The following is an 11416-nucleotide window of genomic DNA, read 5'->3' on the forward strand; positions in this document are numbered from 1 at the left end:
ACTTTATTTGGGGATTGACCAATAATGTGTGAAAATTGCCAGCCTCTTTTTTTCAGCCTTTGCCCCATACCCTATGAATGAGATCGTGAAAGGTAGTATCGATTTGATCCGGCAGCTCAACTACGGCCTGGTCTATGCCAGCCTGGAAGAGCACAAGGAGCTGTCGCGCACCGATCTCTCCCGCCTGACCGGCCTCTCGCCTGCCAGTATCACCAAGATCACCAGGGAACTGCTCGATGGCGGTTTGGTGGTCACCTGTGGTGAAAGTTCAGTGGGGCGCGGCCGTCGTCAGACCTTGCTGCGCATCAACGAACGCCGCTTCCAGTTTCTCTCCATGCGTCTCGGCCGTGGCTACGTGGATATGGCGCTGTTTGACTTTTCCGGCCGTTCGCTGGCTCGCCAGCGCCACCTCTTTACCGAGGAGGAGCGCGCCGATCTGCTGGGCAGTCTGGTACACGCCATCAAGGTGTTTTTGCCGAGAAAATCTCTCAGTCTGGCCTGTATCGCCCTCTGTCTGCCGGGTCAGGTAGAGCGCCACTCCGGTATGGTCAAGCACTTCCCCTTCTACGATCTGCGCAACTGGCCCCTTGGCCCGACTCTGCAACAGGCGTTCTCGGTACCTGTGCTGGTGAGCGGTGACGTGCGCACCTGGATCCAGGCCGAGCGGGAGTGGGGGGCCGCCAAAAATTGCGCCGACGCGGTGCTGGTGTTTGTCCACAACGACATCGGGGTCGGCATGGTGGTCAATGGTCAGCTTATCGAGAGCGAGAATGCGCTGCTCGGGGATCTCAGCCACCTGCAGCTCGAGCCCTATGGCCAGCGCTGCTACTGCGGCGGTTTTGGCTGCGCCTGCACCCTGGTGACCAATCAGGCGCTGGAGGCGCAATACCGGGATCTGCGCGAGCGGATGCAGGAACACGACTTGCCCGAGAGCGTCACCATCCGCGAGCTGTGCGAGCTGGCGCTGGCAGGCAACAGCCTTTGTCAGGATATTCTCCATCAGGCGGCAGGTCGCCTCTCCAAGGTGCTCTCCAATCTCATCTGCCTGCTCAATCCGGGCAAGCTGCTGCTCGGGGGCGAGATCACCCGTGCCGATCGGCTGCTGTTCCCCATGCTGCACCAGTCGCTGGCCAGCCAGTTGCCCGCCGAATATCTGGTTCGGCTGCAGATTGAATCCACCCACTTCTACGAAGATCCCACCAAGCCCACTTCGGTGCAGGTGCACAAGGCGCTGCGCGATGGCAGCCTGTTGCTGGAGCTGCTGCGCAGCTGTCAGGAGTCGTAAGACAAGAGGAGTTGGCGCAGTGTCTGGCGAAAAGGGCAGGGATTGCTGTTCCGCCAGCGCGTAACTCGGTACAATCTTGCGCTTTTCCGGCAGTCCCCCTGTTATCGGGCCCTGTGGCGCCGTGACTTGTTGGCACCGCTGCCGTTCCTGTTTTGACTCCAGTTGTGAACCTAGATGAAGCCTGTTCCTGATCACGCCGTCAACCGCCTGCGGGCTTGGCGCAAGAGTATCTCTACCCGACCGTTTCTTGCCCGTGGCGGCACCCTGGCCCGCTGCCCGGCTTGTCAGCTGCGCGAGGATTGGTGTGCCTGCGAGTGGCGCCCCGAGCTCAAAGCGGAGGCCGGTTTCTGCCTGCTGATGTATGACAGCGAGCCGATGAAGCCCTCCAACACCGGCCGTCTCATCGCCGATGTGTTGCCGGATACCACCTGGGCCTTTCTCTGGTCACGTACCCAGCCCCATCCAGAGTTGCTGGCCCTGCTGGCCGATCCCGCCTGGCAGCCCTATGTGGTCTTTCCCGCTTGCGAGAAGGAGCCTGCCCGCCTGACCGGCGAGGTGACGCTGGCACCGGGTAAAAAACCGCTCTTTATCCTGCTCGATGGCACCTGGCCGGAGGCGCGCAAGATGTTCAACAAGAGCCCCTACCTGGACGGTTTTCCGGTGCTCGCCATCAAACCCGATGCGCTCTCCACCTACGGCATGCGGGTGGCCAACAGCGAGGAGCACCTCTGCACCGCCGAAGTGGCGGCCTGCGTGCTGGAAGTGGCGGGAGAGCTCAAGGCAGGGCAGGCACTGCAGCACTGGTTCAACTTGTTCAGCAGCCGCTACATGGCCGGTCGGGTCAGCCGTTTCCCCGGTGCCGATGAGGATCATCTCTGTGAGGCGCTGGCGGCCATCAAGGAAGCGAACGTCGCTTCAACGGTTTGCTAACGGGGCCCTCTTCTGAGGAGGCAGGGGCCTGATAGCTCAAATCAATGAAAATCAGGAATCAATTGGCTGCCACTGTTTCGTTAGATTCATGGTCAGTGGCCCGTTAGGATAGCGGACAGCCTGTGCAGCCCCCCGCACAACGTCGTTTTGGTTATATCCGGTTGCTCCTTCGGGCAACCCACTCTCGTGAGGTCTATGGATGGAATTGGAACTGGTTACCCTGTTTGCCCTGTTCGGTGTAGCGCTTGTCGCCGGCTTTATCGATGCCATCGCCGGTGGCGGTGGCCTGTTGACGGTACCGGCCCTGCTGGCCACCGGCATGCCCCCCGCGCTGGTGCTCGGCACCAACAAGCTGCAGAGTAGTTTTGGCTCCTTCTCTGCCACCTGGTTCTATGCTCGCAAGGGGCTGCTTGAGTGGGCCATGATCTGGCCTGCGGTGATCTGCACCTTTATCGGTGCGGCTATCGGCACGCTGGCAGTGCAGAACATAGACGCCGCCATTCTCGAGCGCCTGCTCCCTTTCCTGCTGATGGCTTTTGCCTGCTACTTCTACTTCTCGCCGCGGGTAAGCGATGCCGAGAGCTCCCGCCGTCTGACTCCCATGCTGTTTGCGCTGCTGGTGGGGGGCGGCGTCGGCTTTTATGACGGCTTTTTCGGGCCGGGCACAGGCTCGTTTTTTGCCATCGGTTTCGTGGCGCTGGCAGGGTTTGGCATGGCGCGGGCCACCGCCCATACCAAGCTGCTCAACTTCACCTCGAATATCGCCTCCCTGCTGTTCTTTGCGCTCGGTGGCAAGGTGGTGTGGAGTGTCGGTTTTTGCATGGCGCTGGGGCAGTTTATCGGCGCCCGCTTTGGCTCCAAGATGGTGCTGAAAAAAGGGGTGAAGCTGATCAAGCCGCTGCTGGTGACCGTCTCCTTGCTGATGTCTGCCAAGCTGGTGTGGAGCCAGTATCCGGAGTTGTTTGCCTGGATCTGATGTGCGCCTTGCTTGCCGCATCGCAATTGTTAACGGGGCCCTTGGGCCCCGTTGTCATATCAGGTGTTTTACACGGCTAGCGCGGCGTGTCGCTGCGGTGGAGAAAGTGTTGGTGCAGGGCGCTCACCAGCCTGGCAATGCGCTCGCGCTTTAGGCTGTTTGGCCGGTAGACCAGATGCAGGGGGCGGCCCAGCCCGGGCAGTGGGCGCGCCATCTCCCCCTGTTCTCCCACCAGCCCCAGCAGGCCAGCGGGGAGCAGCACAGGGCCAATGCCTGCCTTGGCGAGTTCGATGAGCGCCAGATAGGAGTCGAGCTCCATGGTGGGCTCCAATCCCATATCTGCCAGCGGTTGGCGCAGGTAGCGGTTGGAGGGGTTCTCCAGATCCATGGTGAGGATCTTGCGCCTGCTCTCTGCGCTGGCTGGCGGCAGGATCTGCTGCGCCTCGCCCACCAGATAGAAGGGCTCCTCAAGCAGCAGATCGGCGCCGAGGCCATGGCCGGGAGGGAGCCGACCGGCGCAGATGCCGAGCAGGGCATCGCCGCTGCGCACCCGTGCCAGAATGACCGGCGTGTGGTGGGTGGAGAGGGCAAGGTGGGGATCGCGCTCCAGATAGTCGCGCATAAAGTGGGCGAGATAACCCGCCAGCAGGGTTTCGGAGCAGGCGATGGGGAGGGGGCTCTGATCCGCCAGATCCTGGCTATCGGCCAGCACCCCCTTCATTTCGGCCAGACTCGGGGCCACTCGTTCCAGCAGCTCCTTGGCCTGCGGGGTGAGGCGGATCTGGCGCCCCTCCGGCTCGATCAGCTTCTTGCCGAGGCGCTGCTCCAGCTGGGCAATTCGCTTGCTCACCGCCGACTGGCTGATATAGAGGCGACTGGCCACCTTGGCCATGGTTCTTTCACTTGCCAGCAGGCTCAGCGTCTCCAGCCCTTCCAGTAACATCTCGCCCCCTTGTTTATCGCCATCAGGATCGTCACAGATTGAGCGCTACCTTAGGGGCTGACTGGTTCAGGAGCAAGGGTCGTTTGCTGCCTTGGCCGGTCGAATGCGCCATTCGCTTAAGGGCGGCGCGAAGATCACCAGATTGCCGATGAGGCTGATCACCACTCCGGCCACCGAGACCGGCTGCCAGACAAAACCTTCGTAAAAGGTGGAGAGGGTAAGTGCCACCAGCGGAAAGAGCACTGTGGCGTAGGAGGCCTTGCTGGCACCGATGCGCCCCACTAGCGTCAGGTAGGCGGTAAAAGCGATCACCGAGCCAAACAGGGCGAGGTAGACCATGGCCGCCAGATAGTGGCCATCGGTCGGCACCACCAGTTGCTGCCCGAGCAATATGACCCAGCCCAGCAACAGCACCACGCCGTAAACCATGCCCCAGGGCACCAGTTGCAGTACGTGGTAGCCGTGGCGTTGGCCCCGGGCCGAGACCAGATTGCCCAGCGAAAAGCAGAGGGTGCCGCAACAGGCGAGCAGCAGCCCCTTCCAGCCGTTTGCACCCAATTGCGCATCTGCCAGCACCGGCCAGAACAGTAACAGGGTGCCAAAGAGCCCCAGCAAAGAGCCTTGCAACCAGCGCAGGGTGGGGCGCTTGTTCTCGAACAGCCAGAGGTTGAGGCCGTTGAAGATGCTGGCACTGGCAAAGATCACTGCCGACATGCCGCTCGGGATATAGCGGGTGGCGTGGTAGAAGCAGAGAAAGTTGGTGGAAAAGAGCAGGGCACCGAGCAGTGCTGCGTAACGCTGGCCGTGCCAGGGGAGGCGCGGAAAGCGGCCGCTGGCGGTGAGCAGTGCAAACAGCGCAACCGCTGCCAGCAGGAAGCGATAGAGCACCGACACCTCGATGGGGATGGGGCCAAGTTGCCAGGCGATGGCAATCCAGGTGCTACCCCAGATAAGCACGGTGGCAAGATAGAGCATCAGATTCATCACAGTTCCGGTGAGTCAGGGAGAGATGACCCACTATGGGGCGAGCCCTGATGGCTGGATTGCACCATCTTGCGGTTTTTCATCGTCACGCGCTGTCATCTGCGGGCGCGGTCGGTAAGATGGATGGCAGCGGCATAACATGTACACCGGAACAGGCGGCAGGGGCGAATGAAAACAGCAGGGGTATTTGATGCACTGGTCAGCACCGGCGCCCGGCTGGAGGACGCCTGCTGGCTCGAACCCGGGCTTGGCGTCGCCAGTTGGCGCAACTGCTATGACCAGACCCGCTATCACAAGCCGGGCCACCACACCCTGAGCGTCTATCTGCAAGGAGGCGAGCAGACCGAGCGACTCGATGGGCCGGGTGGCCACGGCGGCACCGGCAAGGTGTGCATTATGCCGGATCACCACAGATCCGAGTGGCTGGTGCGCGAAGAGTTTCGCTTCTTTCATCTCTACTTCACCCCGGCTCACCTCACCCGTATCGCCGAGGAGGTGTGTGACAAGGAGGGGCGCCACCTGCAACTGGTGGACAAGACCTTTATCGACGATCCGCAGGCGGCTTCGCTGGTGCAGCGCCAGTTGATGCAGCTTCAGTGGCAGCACGGGGTCGATCGGCTAGCACTCTCCCACGGCGCCTGGATGTTGATCCTCCACGCCTACCGCCACCACACCGAGGAGGCTCCCGGTTTGCCGCCTCTACGCGGCGGGCTGGCGCCCGTGGTGATCAAGCGGGTGCAGGAGTATCTGCAGGCCCATCTGGCCGATTCGGTCACGCTGGCAGAGCTGGCCCAGCAGGCGGGGCTGAGCGAGTATCACTTTGCCCGCATGTTCGGCCAGAGTCTCGGCTGCCCGCCCCACCGCTATCTGCTTGGGCTGCGGCTCAAACGGGCCAAGCAGCTGTTGGCCGGCCCTGAGCCGCTGGCCAGTATCGCCAGTCAGTGTGGCTTCTCTTCCCAGGCCCATTTCGGCAATCGTTTTCGCGAGGCGTTTGGTTTGACGCCGGGGCAGTGGCGGGCGCAATTGTCATCTTCTCGTCACAGATAACCCTGAGACTTTGGGCAAAAGAGGTGTACTCTCTACCACTTATCCATTGAAAGGAATGCCCATTGAATTATCGCAAACGTCAAATCCGTACCCGTCATCTCTGGTTCAGCCACTGGAATGCCCCGCAAGATCGCACCGCTGTTGTTACCCCTCCCGAACCTGCAGTGCCTCACAGTTCACGTTGAAAAAGCCCCGCCTGCGATAGGATTTTTCCGGTAACTTTGCCACTATTGCCCCATCACAATGATGTGGACATGGCTGGATGTTTCTGGAACGTATTGAAGTAAAAGGTTTTCGCGGTATAAATCGCCTGTCGCTCGGGCTGGATCAGACAACGGTGCTGATCGGTGAGAATACCTGGGGTAAATCGAGCCTGCTGCGCGCCCTCTGGTGTCTGCTGGGGCAGGATGCCGAGCCCTATCAGTTCACCGCTGAGGATTTTCACCAACCGGAAGATCCCGAATTGGCCCCGGCGCGCCACCTGCAACTGGTGCTCACCTTCAGTGAGCACAGACCCCAGATGTGTCAGCACTCCCGTCGGCTGGCCCGTCTTTGCCCCTCCTGGGTGCTGCACAAGGACAAATTCCACCGCATTCACTATCGCGCCAGCGCCGAGCTGCAGGCGGATGGCTCTGTGCTCACCATTCACGACTTTCTCGACGGGGTAGGCAAGAGCCTGCCCATCGCCAACACCCACGAGCTGGTCTGCATGCTCATCACCATGAACCCGGTGTTCCGGCTGCGGGACGCTCGTACCGCTCGCAACGGGGTGGAGACATTGCAATGGGGTGATCTCTCCGAGCATCGCCTGAGCGAGCTGGCGGACAAGCTGATCGACGAACCCCAGCGGATCGGCGAGCCGGAGCTCAAAGAGGCATTGCAGGCGGTGCGCCAGCTGATGGATCACTACTTCAACGCACTAGCCCCCATCAAGAACAAACCACGCAGTCAGCGCGACATCATCAATCGCCCCATGACATTGCGCAACCCGGGCAACCTGCATACCCTGCTGCGCCGCGCCGATAACCGCGCGCTGCAGCTGGCGATGGCGGGGATGGCGGCTACCCTGTTGCAAGCGCGGGGCAACCGCGAGCTGGAGGAGGGGGCCCGTCCCATCATGATCCTGGAGGACCCGGAGAGCCGGCTGCACCCGACCATGCTGGCGCTGGCGTGGGGGCTGCTGGAACAACTGCCGGGCCAGAAGCTGCTCACCACCAACTCGGGGGACTTGCTCTCCTCCCTGCCTCTCAATCAGGTGCGGCGGCTGGTGCGCCGTCAACAGGATATCCTCTGTCACCAGCTGGGGGGCGAGCGTTACAGCAGCGACGATCTGCGCAAGATCGCCTTCCACGTGCGGATCAACCGCCCCATGTCGCTGTTTGCCCGTTGCTGGCTGCTGGTGGAGGGGGAGACCGAGATCTGGCTGCTCTCCGAGCTGGCGCAGATCTGCGGTTACAGTCTGCGGGCCGAAGGGGTGCGGATCATCGAGTTTGCCCAGTGCGGCCAGTCGCCGCTGATCAAGGTGGCGCGGGACTTTGGCATCGAGTGGCACCTGCTGACCGATGGCGACGAGGCGGGGCTCAAGTATGCCACCTCGGCCCGGGGCCAGCTCAAGGGAGAGCGGGAGCGGGACCGACTGACCCAGCTCCCTGCCGCCGACATCGAGCACTACCTCTATCACAACGGTTTTGAAGCTGTGTTTCGCCGCGAAGCCGGGGTGGGCGGGCGTGCCATGTGGAGCGCCAGTCACATCATCAATAAGGCTATTCATCACCGCAGCAAGCCGGGAATGGCGCTGGCGGTGGTGGAAGAGGCGGAGCGGCTCGGCGCCGAGCATATTCCGCCGGTGATCCGCCAGATGTTTGCCCGGGTGGTGGCGCTGGCCCGCGGTCAGGGCTAAAGCCAGCGCCGTATCCCGTCCCTATGGACATGGCTGCCAGCAGGGCACCCTTCAAGGTGGGCCCTGCTGGCGCAAATTGCCCCGGATTGTTTGCCCGCGATTGTTTGTCGCGATTGGGGATAGCCGCCGGTTTGGGTATACTCGCCCCTCTCTGGCGCCCCGGTGGCGCACCTCGAATCTTTACTGCTGGAGGCGTCGTGTTCGTCCAACTCCCTTTTTGGCTCTTTCCTCTCACCGGATTGATGGCGCTTGGCGCCCTGATCGCCCTCGGCATCGTGCTGTGGCGCGGTGATATCTGCCCTGGCCAGCGCTCGCGCATCAGTCAGCAGCTCTTCTCCATCTGGGTCATTACCGCGCTCTCCCTGATGCTGGCGGTAGAGGCCAAGGCGGCCAGCTGGCTCATCTGGAGTGGTGGGGGCGCACTGGTGCTCGGCGTCGGCTTGTCACTGGCTCAGTCACGGCTGGAGGGCAAGCGTTCAGTCCCCTCGACACTGCTCTGGCTACCAGCGTTGCCGCTCGCTCTCTATGGCATCGGGCTGCTGCAACTGCAGGGCTGGGTGAGCGGCCTGCTGCAGATGGCGATACTGGGGGCGGCCTTTGCCCACCTGATGCTGCTGCGGGCCCGTCATCGTCTCAAGGCATTCAACACCCTGTTGCCGCTGGCCGGTCTGGTGGGGGCGATGGCCAGCCTTGTCTGGCTGGCAGTGCTGGTGGGCTGGCAAGGGGGGGAGGCCAATCTTGATGCCCTGATCCCGGCGGTGGTGACCCAGGCAGCGTTGCTGGTGGCCTCTCTGCTGCTCTGGTTCAGCCCGCTCTATTTGCAGCGTGATACCGCGCCAGTGGTGGTCTCCACCTCCCTGTGTGGCCTGCTGATCGCCCAGATTGCCGCTACCAGTGTGTTGCACCAGCTGATCTGACACTGGCGCTGAAAAGAGAAAGCCCCGAGCCTTGGCTCGGGGCTTTTGCATATCTGGCTTGCAGGAATCGCAACTATCAATTCACAGCAATCGATCAATAGAAATCGTCGGCCCCGCAGATAAAGAGGCAGCTGCTGCGCGGCTGGGCGAGATACTCCCGGGTCAGCCCCTCCAGCGGCATGCCGAAGGTGCAGATATCTTGCGGCGAGGGGAGGGCGGTATCGAGGATCCGCCGCCAGTAGCCGCCGACCCCCTTTGGCGGGCTCGGCAGGTTGAAGGTGAGGGGCTCCCAGTAGGCGTTGAACAGCACATAGAGCGCCAGCTTGGTTTCGCTCGACAGCGCCGACATGGCGATGGCGTGGGAGTGGGGGCTGAAATCCGGTTGCCCGGCGTTGACCCCGTGCCAGCAGATCTCGCTGTGGCGCAGGATCTCGGTGAGTGACAGCGGCATGCTCTCCTGTTCCGGGCGCTGAAACAGGTGTTTGCGGTACTGGATCAGCTCCTTCATAAAGCGGAACATCTCCTGACTGCGGGCATTGGGCAGCCAGTTCATCCAGCAGGTGGCGTTGTCCTGACAGTAGCCGTTGTTGTTGCCCCGCTGGGTGCGCAGCAGCTCGTCTCCCATCAGCAGCATGGGGGAGCCCACCGAGAGCAGGGTCGCCACCATCATGTTTTTGGCCTGGCGCATCCGCAGGGCGTTGATCTGGGGATCTTCTGTCACCCCTTCATGGCCGTGGTTCCAGCTGAAGTTATGATCGCAGCCGTCACGGTTCTCCTCCCCGTTGGCCTCGTTGTGCTTGCTGTTGTAACTGGCCCAGTCCCACAGGGTAAAACCGTCGTGGCAGGTAACGAAGTTGATGCTTTTCTCGGGATCGGCGTGGTGATAGTGGTAGATGTCGGGACTGCCGCACAGCCGCTCGACAAAGGCGGTGACGCTGTTGTCATCCCCGCGCAGGAAGCGGCGCACATCATCCCGGAACTGGCCGTTCCACTCACGCCAGCGGGCGCCGGCCAGTGACCCCACCTGATAGAGTCCCCCCGCATCCCAGGCTTCGGCAATCAGCTTGATGTCGGCGATGTTGGGGTCGGTATCTATGGTGCGCAGGGTAGGCGCATTGGCCTGCGGCTGACCCGATTCATCCCGCGACAGAATGGCCGCCAGATCAAACCGAAAGCCATCGACGTGCATCTCCTGACGCCAGAAGTGGAGGCTGTCCATGATCATCCGCAGCACCACCGGATGAGCGCCGTTGAAGGTGTTGCCGCATCCCGAATAGTTGGTGTCCTTCTGGTTGTTGTCGAGGATGTAGTAGGCCTCGTTGTCGATGCCGCGAAACGAGAAGGTGGGGCCATCATCACCCCCTTCGGCGGTGTGGTTGTAAACCACGTCCAGGATCACCTCGATATTGGCCTTGTGCAGCGCCTTGACCATGTCGCGAAATTCGGTCAGCGGATCATCGCCGCAGGCGTATTGGGCATGGGGGGCGAAAAAGGACATGGGGCTGTAACCCCAGTAGTTGGAGAGTCCTTTGGGCGCATCCTGAGGATCGAACTGGAACACCGGCAGCAGCTCGACGGCGGTGACACCGAGATATTGCAGATAGGGGATCTTCTCAATCAGCCCGAGATAGGTGCCACGCAGCGCCGGATCGACCCCGGAGCTCGGGGACTTGGTAAAGCCCCCCAGATGCAGTTCGTAGATCACCGAGCGGGAGAGGGAGTGAGCGGGCAGTTTGTCTCCTTCCCAGTCGTAGTAGCGAGTATCGACCACCTTGTTCTTGGCGCAACAAGCCAGATTGCTGCCTGGACGGGCCGCCGCCCATCGATCGTAATGGGCGCCAAGCTCGATGCTGCGGCCGTAAGGGTCGAGCAACACCTTCTCGGCATCGAAGCGGGTGCCGCCATATGGGCGCCACGGGCCCTGAATGCGATAGGCGTAACGTTGCCCGACCGAGATCCCCTCCACATGGATATGCCAGTAGTAGGCGGTGCGGTTGAGGCGCGGGGAGAGGGGGATCACCTCGGGGGTCACATCGTCTGCGCTTGCGAAGAGCAGCAGTTCGACCCGGCTGGCGAGGCGTGCCCAGATCGCGAAGTTGACGCCGTGACTGTCGGGTGTGGCCCCCAACTGACGGCAGTGACCGGCGGAGATGCGCATATTCTACCTACCCAAAATGAGGAGTGTTCACCTTATTGAGTGTAGTGCCGGATGCCTGGCAAGGACTCGATTGCCTGAAAAAACAGCATGATGCTGCTAATGACCGCACTATTTGTCCGATTAATCTACGAATAAACTTTTTTTGAGATATTTACTTGCAATCTGTGCGCTGGCGCCTATTATTGGCGACCTCAGACGCGGGGTGGAGCAGCTCGGTAGCTCGTCGGGCTCATAACCCGAAGGTCGTCGGTTCAAATCCGGCCCCCGCAACCAACT

The 11416-nt window shown here is 61.6% G+C and carries 9 protein-coding genes and 1 tRNA gene; 7 read left to right on the forward strand and 3 right to left on the reverse strand.

The window, feature by feature from the left end; all coding sequences use genetic code 11:
• The first annotated feature begins 73 nt into the window (after positions 1-73).
• The 3 genes from OKC42_RS10345 to OKC42_RS10355 all read left to right on the forward strand — a co-directional run bounded on the left by OKC42_RS10345 (position 74) and on the right by OKC42_RS10355 (position 3191).
• Entirely contained in the window at positions 74-1285 is a 1212-nt protein-coding gene (locus OKC42_RS10345) for an ROK family transcriptional regulator (RefSeq protein WP_005333476.1), read from the forward strand.
• Between the two features lie 174 nt (positions 1286-1459).
• Complete coding sequence (locus OKC42_RS10350) at positions 1460-2215, forward strand: tRNA-uridine aminocarboxypropyltransferase (RefSeq protein WP_199428590.1); 756 nt, start codon at positions 1460-1462, stop codon at positions 2213-2215.
• Between the two features lie 199 nt (positions 2216-2414).
• A complete protein-coding gene (locus OKC42_RS10355) occupies positions 2415-3191 on the forward strand; it encodes a TSUP family transporter (RefSeq protein WP_199428591.1) in 777 nt (258 codons plus the stop codon).
• A gap of 76 nt (positions 3192-3267) precedes the next feature.
• Here OKC42_RS10355 and OKC42_RS10360 read toward each other — a convergent pair whose 3' ends face one another.
• A complete protein-coding gene (locus OKC42_RS10360) occupies positions 3268-4134 on the reverse strand; it encodes a LysR family transcriptional regulator (protein ID WP_199428592.1) in 867 nt (288 codons plus the stop codon).
• A 66-nt stretch (positions 4135-4200) separates the two neighbouring features.
• Positions 4201-5118 (reverse strand): DMT family transporter, encoded by a 918-nt coding sequence (locus OKC42_RS10365; RefSeq protein WP_199428593.1) that lies wholly within the window; start codon positions 5116-5118, stop codon positions 4201-4203.
• 168 nt (positions 5119-5286) lie between these two features.
• Between OKC42_RS10365 and OKC42_RS10370 the strand changes: the two genes are divergently transcribed.
• The 3 genes from OKC42_RS10370 (at position 5287) to OKC42_RS10380 (ending at position 8982) form a co-directional block, all read left to right on the forward strand.
• Complete coding sequence (locus tag OKC42_RS10370; protein WP_005352438.1) at positions 5287-6165, forward strand: helix-turn-helix domain-containing protein; 879 nt, start codon at positions 5287-5289, stop codon at positions 6163-6165.
• Positions 6166-6427: 262 nt separating this feature from the next.
• Positions 6428-8065 carry an ATP-dependent endonuclease gene (locus tag OKC42_RS10375; protein ID WP_005333463.1) on the forward strand — a complete coding sequence of 546 codons (1638 nt, stop codon included), beginning with the start codon at positions 6428-6430 and terminating at the stop codon, positions 8063-8065.
• Between the two features lie 197 nt (positions 8066-8262).
• Positions 8263-8982 (forward strand): hypothetical protein, encoded by a 720-nt coding sequence (locus OKC42_RS10380; RefSeq protein WP_042055862.1) that lies wholly within the window; start codon positions 8263-8265, stop codon positions 8980-8982.
• Between the two features lie 94 nt (positions 8983-9076).
• On the opposite strand, the gene glgX is transcribed toward OKC42_RS10380, so the two are convergent.
• Positions 9077-11140 carry a glycogen debranching protein GlgX gene (gene glgX / locus OKC42_RS10385; RefSeq protein WP_199428594.1) on the reverse strand — a complete coding sequence of 688 codons (2064 nt, stop codon included), beginning with the start codon at positions 11138-11140 and terminating at the stop codon, positions 9077-9079.
• Between the two features lie 196 nt (positions 11141-11336).
• Between glgX and OKC42_RS10390 the strand changes: the two genes are divergently transcribed.
• Positions 11337-11413: transfer RNA gene (locus OKC42_RS10390), tRNA-Met, on the forward strand.
• The last annotated feature ends 3 nt before the right edge of the window (positions 11414-11416 follow it).

The sequence above is a fragment of the Aeromonas sp. Y311-2 genome (assembly GCF_027706025.1).
Classification (GTDB): Bacteria; Pseudomonadota; Gammaproteobacteria; order Enterobacterales; family Aeromonadaceae; genus Aeromonas; species Aeromonas veronii.

What these genes read in the sequence shown, in the direction of transcription:
- OKC42_RS10345 (WP_005333476.1), top strand. Translation starts at nt 74, where the DNA reads ATGAATGAGATCGTGAAAGGTAGTATCGATTTGATCCGGCAGCTCAAC.
- OKC42_RS10350 (WP_199428590.1), top strand. Translation starts at nt 1,460, where the DNA reads ATGAAGCCTGTTCCTGATCACGCCGTCAACCGCCTGCGGGCTTGGCGC.
- OKC42_RS10355 (WP_199428591.1), top strand. Translation starts at nt 2,415, where the DNA reads ATGGAATTGGAACTGGTTACCCTGTTTGCCCTGTTCGGTGTAGCGCTT.
- OKC42_RS10360 (WP_199428592.1), bottom strand. Translation starts at nt 4,134, where the DNA reads ATGTTACTGGAAGGGCTGGAGACGCTGAGCCTGCTGGCAAGTGAAAGA.
- OKC42_RS10365 (WP_199428593.1), bottom strand. Translation starts at nt 5,118, where the DNA reads ATGAATCTGATGCTCTATCTTGCCACCGTGCTTATCTGGGGTAGCACC.
- OKC42_RS10370 (WP_005352438.1), top strand. Translation starts at nt 5,287, where the DNA reads ATGAAAACAGCAGGGGTATTTGATGCACTGGTCAGCACCGGCGCCCGG.
- OKC42_RS10375 (WP_005333463.1), top strand. Translation starts at nt 6,428, where the DNA reads ATGTTTCTGGAACGTATTGAAGTAAAAGGTTTTCGCGGTATAAATCGC.
- glgX (WP_199428594.1), bottom strand. Translation starts at nt 11,140, where the DNA reads ATGCGCATCTCCGCCGGTCACTGCCGTCAGTTGGGGGCCACACCCGAC.